Annotated in this window: 25 protein-coding genes; 5 read left to right on the top strand and 20 right to left on the bottom strand. The window is 38.1% G+C overall.

The window, feature by feature from the left end; translation table 11 throughout:
• Positions 1–154 precede the first annotated feature (154 nt).
• Positions 155–853 carry a phosphoglycolate phosphatase gene (locus tag AC2CZC_RS14840; protein ID WP_484582377.1) on the top strand — a complete coding sequence of 233 codons (699 nt, stop codon included), beginning with the start codon at positions 155–157 and terminating at the stop codon, positions 851–853.
• A 54-nt stretch (positions 854–907) separates the two neighbouring features.
• On the top strand, positions 908–2377 hold the full coding sequence (locus tag AC2CZC_RS14835) for an FAD-dependent oxidoreductase (RefSeq protein WP_484582376.1): 1470 nt from the start codon (positions 908–910) through the stop codon (positions 2375–2377).
• A 388-nt stretch (positions 2378–2765) separates the two neighbouring features.
• Here the strand turns inward: AC2CZC_RS14835 and AC2CZC_RS14830 are convergent, their stop codons facing one another.
• The 13 genes from AC2CZC_RS14830 to AC2CZC_RS14770 form a co-directional block, all read right to left on the bottom strand.
• Positions 2766–3740, bottom strand: coding sequence for a hypothetical protein (locus tag AC2CZC_RS14830; protein ID WP_484582375.1), 975 nt, complete (start codon positions 3738–3740; stop codon positions 2766–2768).
• Between the two features lie 342 nt (positions 3741–4082).
• Positions 4083–4535, bottom strand: coding sequence for a GNAT family N-acetyltransferase (locus tag AC2CZC_RS14825; RefSeq protein ID WP_484582374.1), 453 nt, complete (start codon positions 4533–4535; stop codon positions 4083–4085).
• 110 nt (positions 4536–4645) lie between these two features.
• Positions 4646–4936 carry a hypothetical protein gene (locus AC2CZC_RS14820; protein ID WP_484582373.1) on the bottom strand — a complete coding sequence of 97 codons (291 nt, stop codon included), beginning with the start codon at positions 4934–4936 and terminating at the stop codon, positions 4646–4648.
• Positions 4937–5004: 68 nt separating this feature from the next.
• Positions 5005–5583, bottom strand: coding sequence for a pyridoxine/pyridoxamine 5'-phosphate oxidase (locus tag AC2CZC_RS14815; RefSeq protein ID WP_484582372.1), 579 nt, complete (start codon positions 5581–5583; stop codon positions 5005–5007).
• Between the two features lie 122 nt (positions 5584–5705).
• The gene (locus AC2CZC_RS14810) at positions 5706–6395 is read right to left on the bottom strand and encodes a DUF4386 domain-containing protein (RefSeq protein WP_484582371.1); all 690 of its coding nucleotides are present in this window, start codon (positions 6393–6395) and stop codon (positions 5706–5708) included.
• A gap of 149 nt (positions 6396–6544) precedes the next feature.
• Positions 6545–6958 (bottom strand): DUF6326 family protein, encoded by a 414-nt coding sequence (locus AC2CZC_RS14805; protein ID WP_484582370.1) that lies wholly within the window; start codon positions 6956–6958, stop codon positions 6545–6547.
• Positions 6959–7614: 656 nt separating this feature from the next.
• Positions 7615–8777 (bottom strand): IS3 family transposase gene (locus AC2CZC_RS14800; protein ID WP_484582369.1). Its coding sequence is split into 2 segments (ribosomal slippage): positions 7615–8522 and positions 8522–8777, totalling 1164 coding nucleotides; the frame shifts between segments, so codons are not numbered across the junction.
• A 211-nt stretch (positions 8778–8988) separates the two neighbouring features.
• Positions 8989–9981, bottom strand: a complete 993-nt coding sequence (locus tag AC2CZC_RS14795) for a transposase (RefSeq protein ID WP_484582368.1) — start codon at positions 9979–9981, stop codon at positions 8989–8991.
• 240 nt (positions 9982–10221) lie between these two features.
• Entirely contained in the window at positions 10222–10404 is a 183-nt protein-coding gene (locus AC2CZC_RS14790; protein WP_484582367.1) for a hypothetical protein, read from the bottom strand.
• A 460-nt stretch (positions 10405–10864) separates the two neighbouring features.
• Positions 10865–11230, bottom strand: a complete 366-nt coding sequence (locus AC2CZC_RS14785) for a hypothetical protein (protein WP_484582366.1) — start codon at positions 11228–11230, stop codon at positions 10865–10867.
• 210 nt (positions 11231–11440) lie between these two features.
• Positions 11441–11962, bottom strand: coding sequence for a hypothetical protein (locus tag AC2CZC_RS14780; RefSeq protein WP_484582365.1), 522 nt, complete (start codon positions 11960–11962; stop codon positions 11441–11443).
• 136 nt (positions 11963–12098) lie between these two features.
• The gene (locus AC2CZC_RS14775) at positions 12099–12503 is read right to left on the bottom strand and encodes an MAPEG family protein (protein WP_484582364.1); all 405 of its coding nucleotides are present in this window, start codon (positions 12501–12503) and stop codon (positions 12099–12101) included.
• Between the two features lie 275 nt (positions 12504–12778).
• Positions 12779–13636 (bottom strand): alpha/beta hydrolase, encoded by an 858-nt coding sequence (locus tag AC2CZC_RS14770; protein WP_484582363.1) that lies wholly within the window; start codon positions 13634–13636, stop codon positions 12779–12781.
• A 696-nt stretch (positions 13637–14332) separates the two neighbouring features.
• Between AC2CZC_RS14770 and AC2CZC_RS14765 the strand changes: the two genes are divergently transcribed.
• Both AC2CZC_RS14765 and AC2CZC_RS14760 read left to right on the top strand, forming a co-directional pair.
• Positions 14333–15334 (top strand): winged helix-turn-helix domain-containing protein, encoded by a 1002-nt coding sequence (locus tag AC2CZC_RS14765; protein WP_484582362.1) that lies wholly within the window; start codon positions 14333–14335, stop codon positions 15332–15334.
• Positions 15335–15457: 123 nt separating this feature from the next.
• Entirely contained in the window at positions 15458–16228 is a 771-nt protein-coding gene (locus tag AC2CZC_RS14760) for a DsbC family protein (protein ID WP_484582361.1), read from the top strand.
• A 139-nt stretch (positions 16229–16367) separates the two neighbouring features.
• On the opposite strand, the gene AC2CZC_RS14755 is transcribed toward AC2CZC_RS14760, so the two are convergent.
• From AC2CZC_RS14755 to AC2CZC_RS14735, 5 genes are all read right to left on the bottom strand, one after another.
• The gene (locus AC2CZC_RS14755; RefSeq protein WP_484582360.1) at positions 16368–16730 is read right to left on the bottom strand and encodes a hypothetical protein; all 363 of its coding nucleotides are present in this window, start codon (positions 16728–16730) and stop codon (positions 16368–16370) included.
• 109 nt (positions 16731–16839) lie between these two features.
• On the bottom strand, positions 16840–17355 hold the full coding sequence (locus AC2CZC_RS14750; RefSeq protein ID WP_484582359.1) for a demethoxyubiquinone hydroxylase family protein: 516 nt from the start codon (positions 17353–17355) through the stop codon (positions 16840–16842).
• A 140-nt stretch (positions 17356–17495) separates the two neighbouring features.
• Positions 17496–17672 carry a hypothetical protein gene (locus AC2CZC_RS14745; RefSeq protein WP_196760697.1) on the bottom strand — a complete coding sequence of 59 codons (177 nt, stop codon included), beginning with the start codon at positions 17670–17672 and terminating at the stop codon, positions 17496–17498.
• 418 nt (positions 17673–18090) lie between these two features.
• Positions 18091–18447, bottom strand: coding sequence for a hypothetical protein (locus AC2CZC_RS14740; protein ID WP_211037568.1), 357 nt, complete (start codon positions 18445–18447; stop codon positions 18091–18093).
• 156 nt (positions 18448–18603) lie between these two features.
• Positions 18604–18870, bottom strand: coding sequence for a hypothetical protein (locus tag AC2CZC_RS14735; RefSeq protein WP_063363390.1), 267 nt, complete (start codon positions 18868–18870; stop codon positions 18604–18606).
• A gap of 243 nt (positions 18871–19113) precedes the next feature.
• Here AC2CZC_RS14735 and AC2CZC_RS14730 point away from each other — a divergent pair, with 243 nt between their 5' ends.
• Positions 19114–19332, top strand: a complete 219-nt coding sequence (locus tag AC2CZC_RS14730) for a site-specific integrase (RefSeq protein ID WP_484582358.1) — start codon at positions 19114–19116, stop codon at positions 19330–19332.
• A 136-nt stretch (positions 19333–19468) separates the two neighbouring features.
• On the opposite strand, the gene AC2CZC_RS14725 is transcribed toward AC2CZC_RS14730, so the two are convergent.
• Together AC2CZC_RS14725 and AC2CZC_RS14720 are read right to left on the bottom strand one after the other, a co-directional pair.
• Positions 19469–20647: a hypothetical protein gene (locus AC2CZC_RS14725; protein ID WP_484582357.1), complete on the bottom strand. Its 1179-nt coding sequence runs from the start codon at positions 20645–20647 to the stop codon at positions 19469–19471.
• Positions 20648–21130: 483 nt separating this feature from the next.
• On the bottom strand, positions 21131–22123 hold the full coding sequence (locus tag AC2CZC_RS14720) for a transposase (protein WP_484582356.1): 993 nt from the start codon (positions 22121–22123) through the stop codon (positions 21131–21133).
• Between the last annotated feature and the right edge of the window lie 774 nt (positions 22124–22897).

Here is a 22897-nt window from a genome sequence, read left to right as displayed (position 1 = left end):
TTCTGGTGCAAAAATCTTAAAACGTTATGAACAAAACACAGTTCAACAAGGTTTACACAGAACACAAAGATTTAGCTAGGATAGCCGTAGAAAGTGGCTCTTTTTAAAGATACACTAGCGCGGTTTAAACTAGGGCCAATATTAGGAATTTACATTGAAATTCACCGACAAAAACGTATTGCTATTTGATTTGGATGGCACATTGATAGACAGTGTGCCAGATTTAGCGCTCAGCATTAATCAAATGCTACATGAATTAGACATGAAACCCTACCCTACAGATACGATCCGCAGTTGGGTTGGTAACGGCGCAGCGGTGTTAACCAAAAGAGCATTATCAGGTCATATTGACATCACCCCTGACTTAGATCCCGCTTATGTCGAAAAAGCACTTTCAATTTTTCTAACTTATTACGAACAAAATGTATGTGTTGATACGACACTATACCCCAATGTAAAAAGCACATTAGAATCCCTGCATCGCGACGGTTATCGATTGGTAATTGTTACAAACAAACCAGAGCAGTTTGTTCGCCCAATTTTAAAGCACTTAGGTCTAGACAACCTTTTCGAAATGGTTGTCGGAGGCGACAGCTTGCCAAAACGCAAACCTGACCCTATGCAGTTGACTTACGTATGTGAATCGCTCGGCGTTAAAGCATCGTCGTGTTTAATGATAGGTGACTCGAAAAACGATATTTTTGCAGCAACAGCAGCAGAGATGCAGAGCATCGGTTTAACCTATGGATATAATCACGGTGAAGACATTAATAGCCATGGCGCATCACTGGTGTTAGATAATTTTGCCGACATCATTGAAGCCCTAGTTCCCGTTGCGGAATCAGCACATTAACAAGCTCAGCCTTTTGAAGTTTGACGTTTTAACATTTCCATTATTGTGTAGAGCATGATAAATAAACAGCCAAAGTATGCCAATACTCGCGTCGGGATCATAGGCGGCGGTATTGGCGGTGCAACCATCGCATTAAAATTAAGCCAACAAGGCGCTGACGTATTACTTTTCGAAAAAGAGAGTAGCTTAGTCAATGGCCCGCCAATGTGTCACCTGCACGCAGGGGGCAATTTATATAGAGAAATATCAGATCAGCAGTGTATCGATTTATTAAAACAATCGATTAATACAGCAAAGCTGTATCAAGAAGCCATAGATTACAGGCCGACAATCGTGGCTGTACCATCGCACGATAAAGGCGAACCAAGCGATGTTATATCTAGGCTAACAGTGCTACAGAGGGAATATCAGAGGCTCGTCGAGTCAGATCCTCAAAATGAAATACTGGGGCCTGCATCCGAGTATTTTAGATTGTACCAACGCGCAGACATTGAAAAATTGTCGCAATTACCGGTTCCAAATCATCCACAAACCCCCGATGAATGGATGATAGCCTTTGCGAAGCAAACAGATTTAACGCGGCTTAAATTCCCGATCTTTTTAGTACAAGAATATGGCATTAGCGTTTTCAGGCTAGCAGCATTAACCAGTTTAGCACTAGAAAATAGTCCACATTGTGAGTTACTCACAAGCACTCAAGTGACTTCAGTCACACAAAACAGTGCACAAAAATGGATGATTGAAACAACACGCTCGGGCATAGATGAGACATTTGAAGTAGACTATCTAATTAATGCCTGTGGGTTTAGAACTGGTACCATTGATGACATGGTAGGTGCCAAACCAAAGCGTATGGTTGAATTTAAAGCCGCTTATATTAGCCGTTGGAATGACACCCAGACTAAATGGCCCGAAGTTATCTTTCATGGTACTCGAGGCACTAAAGATGGCATGACGCAGTTAACTCCATACCCTAATGGTTACTTTCAAATACACGCAATGACGCCTGACATTACCCTTTTTGAGGATGGGTTAGTGTCGTCTAAACAGGAAAGTGCTCAACCAGAGTTACCGAGCAAATACATCAGAAAGGTAAATCATCAGTGGGACGAACAAATCATCAATGAAAGAACCGCCAAAGCTATCGAAAAAGTAGCGGGCTATATCCCTGATTTTAATAGTGCTGATGTTGGTGGCCGCCCTATGTATGGCGCGCAGCAAATACCAGGTGCTGATGCGACATTAAGGGTTGCTGATGTGGCTTTTCAATCAAATAGCTATGCTCGATGTGAAATCGTCAAGGCATCGTCTGCCCTGCCAGCGGCAAATACCATCTTTGATAAATTAGTCGAGCTTGGTTTGTTAACTGACGAAAACTCACAACGCTGTCGAAATAGCTTTGTTGATACTTCCATGACTAACAACATACCTGAACAACAAATTGCCCAAAGGGCTGAATACCTAGCCCTAGAAAGAGGCTTTCCTGCAGATCTAGCAGGGAGAACAATGCCAAGTGTTACATAACTAGGTCTAACGGCTCTAGGTAATGCAAAAGCCTTTAGCCGTTTTCCTCTTCTGAAAAGTGAATTATTTCATTCGTATTTTGGTAGATAGATTTTGTATGGCGTTATGGACAAATCTTGTCTGTCCCATATTCCCTCAACAAAGTAAAAGAGCAATGCTGAGGCAATGATTAGATCTATACCCTTGTGTGTCGAACTAAAACATGGAGCAGCTAGCCAGCTACACCGCATTTAATAAAAAACATACATTCTTGAATTATTAAGCACGTAAAAATAGCACTGAAACCCTGACGAAGCTTTGTTCCCCTAGTAATAGAGTTCAATCAGAAAAACATGCACATAAACCTACATGTTTTCCTGTCATTGCAATTAGTATTGTGACTGATGTCTTAGATATTATTGCGAAGATATCTATTTAGCTCGGTTATATCGACACTATAAATATTCATAAGACCATTAAGAATACTTTCCTGCCGTTGTAGCAATTCATTATAATTTTTTACAGCCTTTACTTCAGGATTCTTATCACTTGAGAAAAATAACGTATTACCGTCAGCTGATAAAATAGGATCTGAGTCCATTCTACGTGAATTAATTTTGTCGCCTAAATTGATAGGCTCCCCCCACTTACCATCCTTCTGTTTAACCGATACATGCAAATCATAGTGCCCTAATCCGCCCGGTCTCATTGAAGTATAAAATAACAGTTTTCCATCCGTGGATACCTCTGGATCAGCATCACTGGCCGTGGAGTTAAGCTCTGAAATCTCCGTTGGTGCTAGATACCCTTCAGGGTGATACTTAGATATAAAGAGATCCATGCCCCCTTTAGAACCTTTTATCACTGATGAAAAATAGATATCTTTATTGGTGTGCACTGTCGGATAGATCACATTATGAACACCGTTAATTTTACCAGGCACTAACTCAGGCTGGCCAAATTTATCGCCATCAAAGTTTACTTGCCACATTTTAAATATACCTTTATCAGACCCTTCAACGGGCCTTCTGGAAGTAAAGTAAAAGGTGTTGCTGTCTTTGGAGAAGTAGGGGTTAGTATCATGAAACTCGCCACTAAATGGCATTAGAGTTGGGGTTTGCCAAGTATCCCCTTGTTTATGGGTAATAACCAGCGCACTGTGTGAAAATCGGGCCAACGCCCTAACAAACGCAAACTTTTTTCCGTCGGGGGATAAACTAGAACCATAATCAAATTGATTGGTCGATACAATATTTGGTGCAAACAAACTCGGTTTTAGGTTGTTTAAAATGGCTGCTAACTTATCATCAGCTTGTACAGACCATTGAGCGGAAAAAGCTGAAATCAATAACGCTATTTTTGCGACTGTTTTTTGTTTTATCATATAAACATCCATTCTTGCTTTAGCATACTTTATTTTCTTTTAGTCGTTGTATGCGTGTTGAATCAAGCTGTTTGAAAAACAACTATGTCCTTAAAATTTATAAACATTACATTTCACTGAAATTTAAAAGTTCAATGAAACCACAAGGCTTATGACTTTTTAAACACCTCCTAGTTAATCTTAAGCATATTATTACGTTGATTATGACTTTAGTGAGAACAAGTAGAACTAAGATACCAAATAGGCAGATGCCAAATGGGACAGGCACCTTCAAATTTAATCACCATATTAAATTGTAATAAACACGCTTTTTTGAACAATAAGTATGTGCCTGTCCTTGAATTATAAACTTGAAGCTATACGCACCATTTTTTGCGCTATCACAGATACTTGGTTATATGTAGTTTCAAATGTTTCTGTGACACTAAAGCCATACTCTTGATATAGGTATTTAGCTGGTTGGTTTGTGCTTGCCACATATAAGCACGGCTGCCCAGATATATTGGACAATAAAAACTCAAACAATGCTTTCCCTACTCCCTTCCCTCTATGCTCAGGAGCAACAAACAACGCGCGAATTTCATGCCCACAGATAGCGCCAAATCCTAAAGCCTCGCCTTGCTCTTGATACACAAATATTTGTGATTCCATTAAACCTCTTAACCGCTCCTTATCCTCCTCAAGTGGCAGAAGTGTAAATACTTTCTCTTCAAACTTGAGTTCATCAAGCTTTGAGCGACGATATATATCAAAAATCGCCGCAAGATCGTTTTGTGTATATGGTCGAATATCCATGTTATTCCTAATAATCTCACCTAATCGGCACAATAACAGTAAGAAAATTAACGAGCAGCAAATGCAGCCCTACTAGATTGGCCTCATAAGATGAAACGTGTGTAATATGGCTATGGTCCCCAATAATCAAATTTAAAAATAACGCCCTCAGGCACAGTGAAACTAATTGATACACCACAATGAATAGTGTGCTCGCCAGCCTCAATTTCTGTTATCTCACCCAACGCTAAACTCCATGGTTTACCGTCTAAGAGCAAAGGGCCACATTCACCACCATTATCATCGATGACACCAAAGTATGTTTTACCATCCGCCGATGGTTTTACCTCACCACGCAGATAATTATCACCATTGCAGGCCACAAGTATGAGGCTTAACAGAATTATAAATAGGAACTTCACTATTTCCTGCTTGTATCACTTCTACGAATTACGGACCAACTCGCTATTTCACAACCTTACTATGTCATTTACGGTTGAAGAAGTTGCTTACTCCAATAGCCGTCAGTGCGCTCATATAATTCCCGCAAATGAAGCCTGCTCTCTTGAAACGTTAGAAACTCAATTGAGACTGGCTTAATGGTATAACCTCCCCAATTATCTGGTTTTGGCACAGGTTGACCATCCAATTTTATAGACGCTTTCTGTAAACGCGTTGCTAAAAGGCTTACTGATTCAAGCGGTGCACTTTGCTCAAAAGCAGAGGTTGTTAACTGAGCACTTCTTGTTCTTGCTTCCCAAAACCGATCGGCTTCAATTTTTGAAATCTCTTCTGCATGACCGATAACACGAACTTGGTAGCCGACATGATCCCACCATATAGTCATAGCTGATTTTGAGTTATGCGAAATCTGTTTGCCTTTTGCTGAGTCCAAATAAGAGCAAAAAACAAAGCCTTCATCACTCACAGCTTTTAAATCAACAAATCTCCCTGATGGAAAACCGCTCTCATCAAGAGTAGATACACACACTGCATTTTTTTGATTTAAAGGGCTATTAGCCTGTGATTCCTGCCACCAAACTTTGAATTTACTTATAGGGTTATCCATAAACCTCACTCCTTTTTAGATTTAATTTGCCAAACAAGGGAAAAACTGAACAACATGCCTGTTTTGTTCCCTTCTGGCAATATTGTAATCCATTAGATAGATAAAAATTTTCTTAATATGGATTAACTTGTTCCTTCCGCTGGTTTATCTTTAACCCCCATGATCAAGAGCCACAAACAAATTCCGATTTCCCCCAAAGAAGCTGGCAGTTCAACAAACAGTGGAATAGCAAAATTTGGAAAAAGAAGATAACCAAAGAATTTTATCAAATACCCAAAACAGCCAACCATCAATAAAATGCCAAATATTTTAGGGATGAAGCCTGATTTATAAACGAGGTAACCGAAAGGAAATAACCAAAGACCCCAAAATATCTGAACTACTGAAATCCCATTATTGTATGATCTAAGCAATAACATCACTTGTGTATGTATTTGCTCGACATCAAATGAATTTAAATATTCAGCTCCGCTAAGGAGGGTAAGTACATCAACTTTATTGATCATATTGAAAATGGAAATAGGCACACTGACAACAGCGAGCGCCACCATGAAAAAGGCGTAATTTTTGTCAACTGACTCGAATAATTTGTACAAAATAAATGGCAGCACAAAAAAGCTTATATAACAGAGCACCCCACTAACAATCCCAAACCTGAATAAGAGCTCAGAATTCAGAATGTTATTAGCCGTTACTGCCGCATCTCCCCATACAATAAGTTGCGATGGTACATAAATAAGGTTAAATATTCCTGTTAAAACAACTGCCAAATAAAATAAGCCAGCGAGTCTTGCAATACTATTTTTAGACACTACTATTCCTTATTAAAATAAACTTGTTTAGTTTGAATACTCAGGGCTCAGGGCTCATAGTGCCAATTTAAACGCTGAGTAATCGATTACAAAAATATCAAGTGAAGCGGATCCGAGTGAGCCTAATACGGATCCAACTTTAGGCTTTGCTATTCGTTAGACTCTTGAGGCCATTTCCAAGCAAGCCATACAATTACCATTGTAAGAATCGACTCAACGACAGCATACATTTTATAAAAATACCAACCCACAGCATATGCAAGGAACATAAGCATAATTGTCATTATGAACCCAACGGCTATGTTCAATATTCTGTTTATTTTTGCAGGTAATAAAACCGACAAGCAGATCATCAAGCTCGTGACCAACATTATCGAGGACAATCCAAGCAAGGTCGTTTGATCGCCGGAACCGAAAATAGTTGTACCGTTTATCATTGTCTCGATTTTTGTAGGCGTATAAAGTTCAAAATAATCACAATAGATATAAAGTGACATTACCGCAGACCACAAAGCACAAAGCTTAATTTTAATATTTACCTGATATTCAGAGAACTTTGACATTATTCTGATACTCCTTTTTTGTCTCATAACTACAGCGCATCTCCTGCCGTATAATTACGACTACTCATATGCGCACTCGATTAAGTAATACAATAACAACAACTTAACTGCATGTAACCATACTAGAAACAATTAGAAACAATCAAAATACGTCAACCTCAATAAAGCTGCGTTATTTGGCGAATTGGGGGGGCTGGATAATTGGAAAACACAATATTAATTTGCGATGAAGCCCTTGCTTTATCAATGTTTCAGCGCATATTAACGAGTAAATAACTTTTTTAGCTATCTATACAGATAGAGAAATAGAGGACGAGAAATAGAGGACAGACAGATAAATAGGATATATGGGATAAATCAGTGATAAATAGTAGAGATAAATAGGACAGACACTTTTAAATTACAATCGAATCATAGCCCCCTTTCCAATCTAAGAGTTTTATGTATAGAGAAAACTGTAATAACCCACCTTATGGTAGCAATAAATTTAAATTAGGAATATTTTCATTTCAATAAGCTATTGATAACTAGATTAGAAAGAGAAAGAGAAATAGAGGAGAAATAGAGGACAGACAGATAAATAGTAAGGATAAATAGGACAAGGATAAATAGGACAGACACTTTTAAATTACAATCGAATCATAGCCCTGTTGTGGTCAACTAATTCCGGACAATGATTTAAGTTGTTCTTCCATTACAGCTGGTGCTGTCATATCGTTGTGACTGTGCGGTCTTTTCCAGTTGTAGTAACTCATCAAATAAAAGCTTATATCTTGTTCTGCTTCTTTAATTGATTTATAGCCCGTGCTCGGAATCCACTCTGTTTTCAGACTTCTAAATAAACGTTCCATTGGAGAATTATCCCAACAGTTACCTCTGCGACTCATACTTTGTGTTATTTGATAGCGCCATAACCTCTGCCTATATTTGATTGAGCTATACTGACAGCCTTGGTCCGAGTGAAACATGAGCCCTCTAGGTCGGCCTCTTTGTTCATAGGCCCTATCTAACGCTTTGACAGCCAACGCTGCATCTGGTTTATCTGACATTGCCCAGCTAACCACTCTTCTGGCATATAAATCAATCACTACAGCTAAATATGCCCACTTCTGACCTGTCCAAATATAAGTAATATCTCCGCACCATGCTTGATTTGGTTTGTGAGCACCGAACTCACGATTTAGTCGGTTGGGTATGTCTGGACGCTCATTCACTGCTCTTTTATATGCGTGAGGCCCTGGCTGTTTCGATACAAGTTGCATATCACGCATGATCCGCCTGATTTTGAAAAGGCCAACATCAATATCATACTCGGCCAGCATTGCCGAGAGTGTTCGGCTTCCTGCGGAGCCACGGCTTAATTTAAAGCACTCTTGGAGCTTAGCTCGAAGGAACACCTCGTTAGTATCAATGACATTAAGACGGCGCTTGTAGTCATAGAAACTTGAACGAGCGACATCAAAGACATTACAGACCAACTCAACCGAATCTTGCTCACTTAACTGGTCTATTAGAGAATACTGTTTGTTTCTTCTGACATTAAGAGAGCTGTAGCCTTTTTTAGTATCGATTTCTCTCGTTCTAAGCGATTGATACGGGCTTCAAGTTCTTGGATCTTCTGTTGTTCGGGCGTCAAAGCTTTCGACTTCGGTGTTTCACCGTTCCTTTCAACCTCAAGTTGCTGAACCCACCGTCTTAGAGTCGTTTCACCCACATCCAAGGAGCGACATGCATCTGGAAATGAGTAACCTTTATCTAAAACTAAGCAAGCTGCTTCAAGTTTAAACTCTTTACTAAATGTTCGACGTTTTCTGGCCATTTGACACCTCTAGTTAAGTGGTAATCATACCACCTAAAGTTGTGTCCGGGTTTATTGAACCACAACACCCCCTTTCCAATCTAAGAGTTTTATGTATAGAGAAAACTGTAATAACCCACCTTATGGTAGCAATAAATTTAAATTAGGAATATTTTCATTTCAATAAGCTATTGATAACTAGATTAGAAAGAGAGGCATAATCAAAAATAGGTTACCCTACCCCTTTATACCAATTCATGTCATTTTTAGCAGCATGCGCCCTTAATACCGTTTGCGAACCTACAAAGTTTCCATAGTGAGTACCATAATTTAGCACCCTCTCCAGCCAACTCACTTCTTCAATTTTCAACGATTCAAGAATTTTAGGAATACCTTTTAGTACGCTGCCTTTCTTTTTAGGATGAACATGCCGACCCGTCCAATCAACTAGCTCAAGATAATCCAAGAGCGAGAAAGGTAATGTGTTCTCATGCCCCCTTACTCCAAACGGCTTTAGTGACTTAGGTTGGTTGCAGTTGCTCTCTATTACATGGTGATTAGATTTTTTTACGTTTGCTTTGGCGTTTTTAAAGTGCCTTATGCGCTCTTGAATCGATGTGAAATCACTATCCTCTAGATTATTTGCCATGTTGGAACGAATTGGATTTAAGTCCACATAGGCCATACAACTGAGTAAAGCTGATTCATCTAGCAAGGCTTGTGACTTATATCGCCCTTCCCAGTATTTACCCGTGCAGTTATCTTCCTTGTTTGCTTCTTTTGCAATATATTCATTAAGGTTTTTCATGAACCAACTAATGTCAAATAGTCTAGCTCGCCACGTTTCAACTAACTCAGATACAAGCAGTTGCTCTGCCTCACTCAGAGTATCACCTTTTCGCTGCTTATCTATGATAGGACTCCCCTTGTACAACTTATACCATCTAGATATTACCTCGTTATCTGACCAACTAAGTGCTTGCTGTCTATTCACTTTAACCACTAAATGATAGTGATTACTCATGATGGCATAAGCTGCTATATCAATGGCAAATACTCGACTTAGCAGTTTTACTCTTTCGACTAACCAAGTTCGTCTATGGTCAAAGTTCTTACCTGTGTATTTATCTTCTCCGCACAAAAAAGCACGGCGTACACACCGTGCTATCAAGTGATAATAAGACGTCGACGACAGATCTATCAGTGCTTTCCTTGCTTTTGTCATTCCTATTCAACTCAAATTAAAACTGGATATTTAAACAGTAGTCAAGTAACGCGATTTGAGCAATTAATATGTGCCTGTCCGAGCGAATTACCTAAATTACAATACGCTAAATAATTGGTAATGAAGGCATATATGGAATTATGTGGAATTTTACAGCTGTTCACTATAAGAGCGTTAAAAGAAAAAGTACCGGAAGCCCAGTACTTTTGAAGCTATGCAGCTAAACCTGTTGTTCTAAGATCAAGGACAGAATTGTTGTGACTGGCAGAAGTTTTCGCTTAGGCAAAACCAGTCAGTCTCACAAAGTCCATTTTTAGATTTTGGCGCTTCGCCGGCTCCAATATTGGGAGTTAAGTTTGGAGATATTTCGTTTTTATCTGCGGACAAATTTTTAATCTTTTGCTTCTTTAATCTAATTTTCATACCTATTTCCTTATTGTGTGTTAAATGAGCAGGTATTACCTGCAGAAAACACTCTAGGCACAAAAAACGAACAACGCAAATTTTATCTAAAATACATACTATTATGCTTTGTATTACATTAAATTATGTGTAAAAAGTATATGTTAAAGTTCAATGCTGTTTAGGTAGACAAGGAAACAGCTGGACAGTTACTTTCCAAGTGCACCACTACCTATATTCGCCTGAAATCAAGGTGTTTACCTGTTTACTTATCCTCTTCGCACACAAAAGATCGAAGTGCACAGCGCTATCAAGAAATCAATAAGTGGTTTCCGAGCACTTATCATCCCTATTCAACTCAAATTAATTTAGATATTTACAAAATGATCAAGTAAGCAGTTTGAGCAGTCAATTTGTGCCTGTCCTATTTGACTGCTATTTGACTGCTCTATTTGACTGGCTTCATATTTAGCTGGTTTGGTTATACATACATTTGTTTGACAAGCAAATCTATAACGCCAGTTAATGAAACGATAACGACCATGTATCCAATAAAACCACCAAGAATCTTACTGCCTTTTTTGAAGCCAAATTTAGCGTAACCATATGCAGGTATACCTACAACGTTTAATAATCCACATAACAATGGGAAAAACTTTAGGTCTTTTACAGAGTTTTCCAAAGCATGTTGTTTACACCAAACAAAACAACAAACCGCAATAAACAAAGTATGAAGCAGAAAGGTTACGCCTTCTTGCCCTTTTGCGTACAGGAAGTAACTGTCGACGAATGCGACTATGACGAATGAGGTAATTATTAAGATTATTGTTTTATTCGATGCTTTCATTTTATATGTACAACATTTTAATCTACAGATAAATATCTGAATAAAACAGCGTAATTTCTGACGCACAACATCGGCTATTCAAATACGTACTTTATTACTCTCAATCATAACAGTAAGTTAAAACGATGCAACCATATCGGAAACAAACTGAGTGCATCAATTGACGCATCGAGAATGAGTTGGACAGGCACTTTTACAAGATAGAGAAAATTATAGCAACATGTTTGTGCCTGTCTTATTTGGTTTTACTTTTAACTCACCAGTCCAATCTTTCCATGAAATCGACTTGCCAGGTAATGCTATTTTTGAGAAAGGCCAAGCGGCTTGAAGCCAATTTAAAACAGTCTGATAAAGTATTTTTTCTAACGCAATACTATCATCTCGGATCCAAAAGTAGACTTCACAGTCATAATTTGGTGATTGGCTTGGATCTATATAAACAGAGCCGAGGCATTTTTCCTTTGAATTGTTGAATACGGAATATGCAAAAGCATCTCTTGCTTCAAATTCTTGTTTGTGAATCTTTAAGCTTTCTATATTTTCTTCAAGGGTCATATTAACTTTAGGCCACTCAGTTTCAGGGCCAAATATTCCCTGTAGCCTTTTTTGACTGGACATTACTGCTTCAAAGTCTAATTCCGCAACTTCTTCTTCAAGAACTCTGAAATGAAAATTTTCACTATCAAAAAACGTCGGAGGCTTGAATGATTCGGGAATAAAAGGATTGGGCATACTTTGGCTATCCGTAGTTGTCTGACGCCGCAAATAAACGGCTAAAATTAGTTGGCTATAATTTTGAGCGAAACGGCAGCGTTATTTATCCGCTGCGAACGCCGGTGAGTATTAATACGTTTGTTAGGACTAACCCCTAGAACCAGCGCACTAAACCAGATAAAAATATGCTAACTAGACCCATTAAAGCAACTGCAAACGCTACGCTTCGTAATGCTTTTAAATTAGCATAATAGAACGCCATATGGCCTAACCGGCCAACAAAATAAACCATAGCAGATATATTTACCCAACTAGAATTGGATGAAGACAAAAGTGCGAACATTAGGAAAAGTATGAAAATACCCACTGTCTCATTGCTGTTAGCGATAGCACGACTAGAGCGAAATAAAAAATTGTCGTGGCTTTGCTCTGCAATCGTGCCAGGAGTATGACCTTTTTTAATACTGACAACATCGGCAACAAGTAATTGAACTAAAAACATTAAGCCTGTTAAACCAATAACTAAAATGCTGATTTGATACTGCTCAAACAATTCCATTTTTAAACTCCAAAGCGGGCAATTTAGTAAAAGCCCTAACATTTTTATCTACAACAAATGCTTCATAACAACAGCGTAATGCCTGCCACATAACAGCAGACCTTTAGATACACCTTACAACACTATCAACCATATCAATAAGTTAAACAGATGTCACCAAATTAGGAATCATTAATGAACATCACTTGCCGCATAGCTGTGATATTTAAAAAGGGAAAGTTGGACAGACACTTTTATAAAATAGGAAAGATTACAGCAATACATTTATACCTGTCCTATTTGGTTTTAAGCTCTGGACCTTGAAGCTGTACTCTTTTAAAAAGACTATCAAGTTCCTTCAGATATTGGTTGCGACCAACAATATGCGTATTGGAATGGGCAGCACCTTTAACTTCCATGACACTAACATTTTGGGACGAGCCAATGGCACCTTTTATTTCCTCATATGACGCCACTAAATCATGCGAGCCCTGAAGGACAACAACCCTCGAACTAAACTTTGAAATAGCTTGGTCGAAGTTTGGATTAGCTGCCATGAAAACCTCTAATGGTAAATACGCAGCTGGTGTTGTGAACCAACTCTTTTTAAACTTTGCGCGAAACGCGACGGCAAGCGAAGGAGCAACTGAATCCACTAATATACCCGCAGGTGGGTTTTTAACAGCAAGCTCTACTGCAATCGCCCCACCCAACGAACGACCTAGTAGTACAGATTCTTGCAGACGACATGAACCGGCTTTATTTATGTGTACCAATGCACTATTCCCTAGCGCTTTGACGTTCGAAAAAGTACTTCGCCCCGCGGCACCGTCATAACCGGGAAATGAGATAGCATAAATACTGATATCTGATTCAAGCAAATACCCAAATATTTCTTTTTCATATCTCGGGATGCCGCCACTGCGCCCAGGGAAGAAGATTACGTAACGCCCAGCGTTTTTTGCTGAGTAAACCCGAACTAAAGCTTCGGATTTACCTTCACTAACTTTGAAGCTCGAACTTTCATTAGTTAAACCATCCGGTGAAGTCACAAAAACTAATTCATCAAGAAAGAACCGCAACCCGATAAACACCATCAGGACATATAACAAAGCGATAGCACTAATGGAGCTTAAAAACCTAAAAGTAAACATATCTCCTTGCTATTGTAGAAGTAAATGCAGTCTTAAGCAGTAAATAATGGTTTGCTAAAATGTGACTCGAGGCGAAATCGCGCCAACTGATACGAGGCCTACGTTAAGGCTATGCCAGTTAAATTTGAACGCTGTTTAGGGCGAAATTAATGTGCCTGTCCCATTTAATTCTAATTCTTTAATTCTTTTTCAATTACGCACTTTATTCATCTTAACCATAACAACGAGTGAAGCGGATGTCACCAAATTAGGAATAATTAAAGGACATCACTTGCCGCATAGCGGTGATATTTGAAAAGAGTAAGTAGAACAGATGCTTTTATAAAATTGAGAAAATTACAGCAATATATTTGTGCCTGTCCTATTTGGCTTTACTATTTGGCTTTATTTGGCTGTATAGCTTTATGTCATCTGAAATTTTTGCGAGGCGGACTTTAGCGCTTCTAATCCTTTATTGAAAACATCTTTCACACTGTTATTAATTCTTGCTGTCAGGTTCGTTTTATTGAACAGAAAACCTCAAAACACTATAAATTTACTTAATTGTAATTGAACTACGTAAAAGAGAACCTACATACAATTATTTTAAGGTACATGCACAGCCCAATTTAAATGACGTTTAGAAGCTGTACAAACTTGCTTACACATAAATTAAGCATTATAAATGTCATCTCACTTGCGAAAAAAGGATAACGTGTGGCAACTTTTAAATTCTTAGACTTCACCTTTTGTGATCAAAGCTATCGATTATGCCAGTCAGGTAAAACCATTCATATCCGACCTAAAACAGCGCAAGCAATAGAGATGTTTATCAATAATCCTCAAACTCTGATCACTAAAGATGAATTACACACTGCTTTATGGGGCAATTCACAACATCAAGATTACCGCCTCTTTCAAGTGATCAGTGAAATACGTAAGCTCGCGCCCAATAAAAACCTTATTCGCACTCAACCTAATCATGGCTATTACTGGCTAGCTTCTATCGACAAACTCGCAGTAAAAAAGTCAAATAAAGTGGCAAACTATGCCGTTGCTGCATGCCTGGCCATTTGTGGTATCAGCTCAACGAGCTTTTTTATTCAAGAAGACAATGCATTTGAGCCTACTTTACCACCAGCTTTTAGCAGCTATACAAATGCAGTTGATGCTTATCGCTCACAAGACTACACAACAGCTCAAAAATGGCTGGAGTTCAGCCTTAAAGAAAACCCATACTCTCAAGAAGCCAAGCTACTGTTAGCCGAGATAAAATTCAGTCAACAGCAGCTAGCCCATGCTAAGCAATTAGCACATGAACTAGTGCTAGAAAATGAATCACAAAGTTATTATCGAGGACAAGCACTTTCTTTATTGAGCAGAATAGCCACAATGCAGCATAACTTTAAAGATGCACTAGATTTTGCAATTCAAGGAAAAGAATCCGCTGAAGAAGGGTTTGCAATCTGCAGTGCGCACATGTTCGAACAACAAATCGCAGCCCTAGTCAGTAAACAGCAAGATAAATCTTTTAACTCACAGGTACGCATGCAAATCGACAGTAAAGAGGCCCTATCAAGTAACGCAGAAAACAAAATAGAAAAGAGCGAATATGCGCAACTTTGTAAAGAACTTAAAGACTCCGTGACTTCAAAACTAGAGTGTGAAAACGTGGAATTTACTGCCCAGTTAATAGGCATAAGACAATTCACCACCTAGACTTAACCCAATGAAAAGTAAACTAATATATATAATTATAGAAACTTAGAGGCATTTATACTGACATAAAATGTGCAGCTCACTTTATAAAGGCATTTACTTATCTAATATTGAGAGCAGCCAATGAAAGCATTTAATCGATTATCAATTTTAGCATGTGCTATTTTATCTTTCACAAGCCTTAATGCAGTATCCGCAGAGGTACCTACTAATCAGTCATCGAATTACTCAAACCCAGTTCTAAGTGCAAAGCTACATCGATTGCTTGGCTCTAAGGCAAACTTTGAAATAACTTCATTTAATGACACTTTTGAGCGCGTCACAATCGACAATCAAATCTTACTTGCCAGTAAAGATGGGCAACACTTATTTTGGGGTAAAGTGATCGACACCTCGACAAGCACAGATCTGATTGAACAGGCAAATCAACTTCATAGGCAAACACTACTCGAGTCTATTCCAAGAGAGAAACTACTCACCTACTCAGCAGCTGAAGAGCGACATAAAATAACTATTTTTACTGACATTGACTGTCCATTTTGCAGAAAGCTTCACGCTCAAATTAAAGACTTAAACCAGCTAGGTGTCAGCGTCGATTATGTCATGTTGCCCAGAGGAAAAGCGGGTAGTAAAGCTTTCAATAAAACCGTAAATGCACTGTGTGCCACAAACCCGCAAGCAGCCATGGACTCTGCAATGCATACGGGGCACTTTGAAACAAACATTCAAGCAACCCCAGAATGTATTAACAACCTCAATACTCAAAAAACGTTGGCGCAAAAATTTGGTTTTAGCGCCACGCCAACCATTTTATTTGCCAATGGAGAAGCAGTACCCGGCTTTATAAGTACTGAAGATATTGCAGATATAATTAAGAAAATAAAATCAACTTAATAAGGGTATTTAGATGTACCCAGAGACAAGAAATTTCTGACTGACAGCTAATGCCCACATATGCGGAACTAAATACTTGGCTATAATTGATGATGTGCGAACCAAGCCAAGCCTTTTGGTTCCGCTCATAATGCGCTTTTCATGTACCGCATTGTAACTTAACAACTTTACCAGACATTATAATTGCTGTAATTTCCTTTTCTCCACCGCCAGCAGTGAATACAAAATTATTGTCAGAGCGAGACTCAGGCATGCCTAAATGAAAATATAACTCGTTTTGAGATATGCCCAATTTTAACTCTTCACAAATTGAGTTATTCCTATAACTTGGTTTGCAAGAGCTGGTTTCAGCACAATTTTTATATATGCAAAAGTTGCCATTTGATGCCCACTTTCCTCCTTGATCTAAACAAGAGTCTTGAAGTAAAAAAGTCTTTGCTGGTTGCCAAGCTAAAGTAATCAAAGCTATAAGAATTAACACCAATGCTAATTTAATCTTCATAGGTAAATAACGATCCCTTAAACGGCATAAAATAGCTGGCTAAAATTAGCGACGAAGGAGCACAAGCCTGATGTTCTGTGTCCTTTATTTTATCGCCTTGTAAGAGCCCCTACAGTTTTGTCGACAGCCAAATTGCAAATTTAGTTGAATATTTAACGACTAACCGAATTGGTGAATAAACTAGTGAGTTAGAGCCATTAAGTAGACCCAAACTTTGATGCGCTTCCTCTTCTTGTTTAATACTCAATACGGCTTCATAGGCACTCGGGTCGTGTTTGCTTAGGTAGCTGAGCTGCCAATCCAAGTGATGGAGCACAGTTGATTCAACGGCGTGAGTACAAACCCAAATAGATTTACGCCCCAATAACGCAGTGACTAAACCCAAGAAGTAACCACCAATAGCCCAAAACCAAAGCGCATAACAGTGCCTGACGCTATTTTGTTCGAGCCAACTATTAAACGTATCAAAGTGCTCCTTTTCGTGGTGCAACATATCATCTAATTGTTCGACGATATCCTTGTAAAGCAATTTGGCTACTGTTCGTTGTGCTCGATAAATATTAATTGCACCAAACTCACCAGCATGGTCAACACGAATAATTCTCTGAACTTCTTTGGATGGCATGATGCTAATCTCTAGAGCTTATAATGCTTGCCGTAAACGGCATAAAATAGCAGGCTAAAATTGGCAGCGAAGGAGCACAAGCCTACTGTTTTGCGCCCATGGTTGAGGCACTGTTTATGTTTTGCTTAGCCGTAAGTTCATTAAGCGAATAAATTTTTCAGCCAGTCAAAAGTAAGTACAGTGGTAAATACTTTTAAAGCGATTAAGCCAATAAAAACAAATACAAGAGCAACTTTAACTGCTTTGCTTTCAATCTTATTCCAAAACAGCAATTTAGCTTTTACCTCACTTTTTAGTTCATCCATAGCTTCTTTCATAAAGATCCTTTTTATTTAATCTTATATTAGTTACTGAGCTTATGTTCCGTAAAACATAACATTTTAATCTACGAAAAATATCGCATAACAACAGCGACTCAGATACGCACTTTAATCACCTTAACCATAACAATAAGTTAAGCAGGTGTCACCCAATTAGGAATTATTGAAAAATATGAATACCCGTGTAACTGTGGTACATGAAAAAGAACAAGTTGAACAGGCACATTTATAAAATAGAGAAGATTACAGCAATATATTTGTGCCTGTCCCGTTTGTTTTACTATTTGCTTTAATAGGCAGAATGGAGAGGTGAAGAACCATATCTAATTATCAAAGAAGAATTCGTTGATAATCGGGGAAGTCCATGTAGCCCGAATAAAGGGCAGCAAAACGTAGCGGCGACTTGATGCGATTGTTATGTGCTTGATTGGCAGGTTACCTGATTTTCTTTAACCAAAAGCACCACACGCTTATGAACCTCGTTATTTGTAACGTAACCACACTTACCCGACAAGACAAGACCACTTTCAATTTTGAACTGGTATTGATAAACACCGTCACTTTGCTCTAACGCATAATAAATCGTGTTCTTCGAACCAGCATTAATGGGGCCAAAGTCCAATCCTGAGCTTGGCAAGTTAACCCTCGCGCTTTCAACTGCCGATTTTGAGTTGTTTATCACCGTTACACTGGGAAGCGCAAAGAAGTAAGTATGGTATGCCGAAAACAGAATGCACACCAGTGCTGCCACAATCTTGAATGTTAATTTCATAAGCTCCCGAAAGCACAGAACATTTTTATCTACAACAAATGTTATATAACAACAACTTTTCAAATACGCACTTTAATACCCTCAACCAGAACAATAAGTTAAGCAGATATCACTAAGTTAGAAACGTTCAATTTGCAACTTTGTTATATAGCGCTTTCAACCTAAATGCTTGTATCTTTTCTTAAGCTTTTCGAACTTGTTAACTCTTTTATTATGTTCTTTGACACTATAAAAGCCAGCAACAAAAGAAAATACCCACACTATCAAGAAGCCCAAAAAATAAGCTCCAATCAAGATGAAAAACAATAGTACAGCAATTGTCGCAAGTAATTTATTACTATAAAACAAACCAAATGGACCAAAGAGTAACACCAATACGAATTGCTTAAAGTTACTCTTTATTTCAGCAGTTTCTAATTCCATAACTTCAGAGCTAAATAACATTTTTATCTACGACAAATGTCGCATAACAACAGCGTAATGTCTGCCGCATAACAACAGCTTTTCAGATACGCACTTTAATACTCTCAACCATAACAATAAGTTAGGCAAATGTCACCAAATTAGAAATGTTTAAAATATGTCACTTGTCGTATAACAGTGATATTTGACAAATACTGAGCGCTGTATATATATACATATAAATAATTTAAAATGGAACTGCATATGAAATCACCATTTTTATCCATGATTCAGGAACATATGTATACGCAAAGATATGCCAAAAGTACTATTTCATGTTATCTCTATTGGATAACTGCCTTTATTCGATTTCATAATTTATTGCACCCAAAAACACTTGATGAGGAGGCGGTAGAACAGTTTTTAAGTCACCTAGCCAACCAACAAAACGTGGCTGCAAATACACGCGATCCTTACCCATAAATTCAGCTGTTTGATTGATAGAGCACCCATATTCTAGACTGTTGACGACATCAGAGTGCTTAATCAAAAAACCTTCAATGCTAACTAACAAATGTTTCGGCGACCAATTAAGTAATTTTTGTGTGTTAAAAGCTTATCAGATTAACTCCAACATAACTTTCTTGACGTTCTCCATGCTACCGCCTTCTGAAATAAGATTCTCGTAGTAGGAATTAATTATTGAATTTTTGAGCGCTACAATTTTCAGATTAGCTAAACTTCCACCGGTAAAATGAACATTTGTACAAGAGTTTTCACCTGTAACCCAAAGCCCTGCTTTGGCACTTGAACCAGCCGGATAAATAAAACATCCTTCAACAAACGCATTGGCTAAATTACTCATAACTACCGTACTAAATTCATTAGTAGCACCTGAGAAATAGCAGTTTAATATGTTTATATCACGAATTCTCCAATTTCCATCACCCACAAAATCCCTTAAAAATAAAGCTCTTTTTGCAAAACTATTGCATTCCAGTCTGACGTTTTGAATTGCCCAATGAGATACGTAGGCTGAAGTATTACTAAAAACAGTTACTATGTTCGAGTTAAATGCCTGAGAAGATACTTTAATAGATAAGTTGGAAATCGCTCCACCAGTATTTAGTGCTTGATATGCATTAAACCGAATAAAACCATGAAGGTCATCTGAATTACTATAATTTACAAAAAGTGTTGTACCAATCTGTTCAGTAGAACCCGTAGATCCTTCCCCTGTTATTACCACTCCTTTTGTTATTTCATTTATAGGATTATTAAAATAATATCCACCGCTAGGGAAGAGAATAGTTTTACCTGCATTGCTAACGGAAATGTTTGCTCTCTCACCTTGTTGCGCATAATACAATGCAGTGTTAAAAGCTATACTACAATCAAAGTCCTTGTCATTGGGTTTAGCTCCGAACCATCTAATATTTAGCACTCCTCCATCCCAACACCTGATCCACCGTCCCGTCATTCTTTGGTCAGAAGGAATAACAAGCATACCGTCATACTGTTGGTTGTTAAAAGTTGAGGCGCTTGAGTTATCATAAAAAAATAAACCTCCCCCTCCGTCATTTTTGCTATGAAACCCAAGAACTAGTGCCACAGAGCCAGGTTCGATGGTCAATATATTTGAAAGTTCTTCCATAGACTCTATACAAATAAAGTTGTTTGCTCCACCATTAAAACTAGAGGCATTTGAACTTAAAGATGCCAACAGAGCTGTTCCTCCGCCTAGAGCTAATGATTTCTTTAGTAAATTACGTCGTTGCAGATTGCTGTTCTCATTCATTTATATACTTTCTCATTTGCTTAACAAGATAATAGAGTAGGTATTGTAATCGATAATTACTTTTACGGCGATTTCACCTGTTTCTTTTTATGCAAATAAAACAAATAAAAGACAAATAGAGAAACAAATAGGACAGGCACTTTTCTTTGTTTTCTTTTTTTAAATTAGAACCAAATTGCAGAAATGCATTACAAGCCAAAGGTTTTTATGAGTAACATGAATCACCCCCCTTACGGAAGAAATAAATATAAATTAGGAACATATTCATTTTATTAAACAATAATAAAAACAAATAGGGCAGGTACTTTTCTTTCTTTTCTTTTTTAAAGTTAGAACCGAATTGCAGAAATGTATTACAAGCCTAAGGTTTACTGAGTAACGTGACTACCCCCTTACGGAAAAAATAAATATAACTTAGGAATATATTCATTTTATTAAATGATAAGAGCCTAGATTTATAAGCAAAGCTAAAACTACTTTTTACTAACCAACTCCTTTATACCAATTCATATCATTTTTAGCTGCATGTGCTTTTAACACAGTTTGCGAACCTGCAAAGTTACCGTAGTGACTTCCAAAACTTTGTATCCTATCCAGCCATGTCACTTCTTCAATTTTCAGTGAAACTAGAATATTAGGCATGCTTTTTGGTATATACCCCCTCTTTTTGGGGTGAACATGCCGGCCCGTCCAGTCAACTAGCTCAAGGTAGTCAATTAATGAAAAAGGTATTGTGTTTGCATGCTCCCTCGCACCAAACGGTTTTAGTGATTTAGGTTGTTTTGCTTGGCTCTTGGCTTCATTTAGATTTGATTTCTTTGCGTTTGATTTGGTGTTTTTAAAGTGCTGGATGCGCTCTTGAATCGATGTGAAATCACTATCCTCTAGATTATTTGCCATGTTCGCTCGGACTGGGTTTAAATCTACATAGGCCATGCAGCTGAGCAGCGCTGTTTCGTCTAGCAAGGCTTGAGACTTGTACCGCCCTTCCCAGTATTTACCCGTGCAGTTATCTTCCTTGTTTGCTTCCTTTGCGATGAACTCATTAAGGTTTTTCATAAACCAGCTGATGTCGTATAACCGAGCTCGCCACTTTTCAATCAGTTCCAACACAAGCAATTGCTCTGCTTCACTGAGAATATCACCGTGAAGGTATCTATCAATGATAGGGCTACCCTTGTACAACCTATACCATCTAGATATTACCTCGTTATCTGACCAATTAAGTGCTTGCTGCCTATTCACTTTCACCACCAAATGATAGTGATTACTCATGATGGCATAAGCCGCTATCTCAATGGCAAATACACTGCTTAGCAGTTTTACTCTCTCAACTAACCATGTTCGTCTATGGTCAAAGTTTTTACCTGTATACTTATCATCTCCGCACAAAAAAGCACGGCGTACACACCGCGCTATTAAGTGATAATAAAACGTCGATGACAAATCTATTAGGGCTTTCCGTGCTCTTGTCATTCCTATTCAACTCCACTTTAAACTGGATATTTAAACAGTAGTCAAGCACCTCAATTTATGCAAAGAAATTGTGCTTGTCCCATCTGTGTTGATGTAGTCGCCATTTTTATCCATGTTCCAAGCACATATATGCCAAAAGTACTAGTTCAATTTACCTCTATTGGATATCCGCCGCTATCCAACTCAAAATTTGATGACCCTAAATCACTTGGTGCAACGAACTCGTGCCTGTCCCATTTGGTTCTAGCGTTTAGTGAGATATACACAGTTCTATAGGAGTCAATTTTTATAGCATAATTAGTAAGAATTGATTCGACTTCACGCCACCCAAATATGACATCGTCATGATCTACTTCTGCACTATTTGGTGTAATATTTCCACATCTAATACTGATAGTTTTCAAAATCACCTCTGAATGGCTAACATTTTTATCTACGACAAATGCCGCATAACAACAGCTTTTCAAATACGCACTTTGATACCCTCAACCATAACAATAGGTTAAGCAGAAATAACCAATCTAGAAACGATTATAGTACGTCAATAGCCGTATAACTGTGATATATGAAAAAGCACCAAACACTATACGTATAGAAATTCAAATAAATCAAAATAGAACTGGTTATGAAATAGCCTTTTTATCCATAATACAAGCGTATCTTCCTACGTAAAGGTATGTCAAAAGTACCATTTCATGGTATCTCTATTAGATAACTGCCTTTACTCGATTTCATAATTTAATGCCCTAAATCAATTGGTCCAATGAATTTGTG

The sequence above is a fragment of the Pseudoalteromonas sp. MMG033 genome (assembly GCF_057197785.1).
Note: the sequence above shows the minus strand (reverse complement) of the source record. Positions and strands in the feature narration are given on the sequence as shown.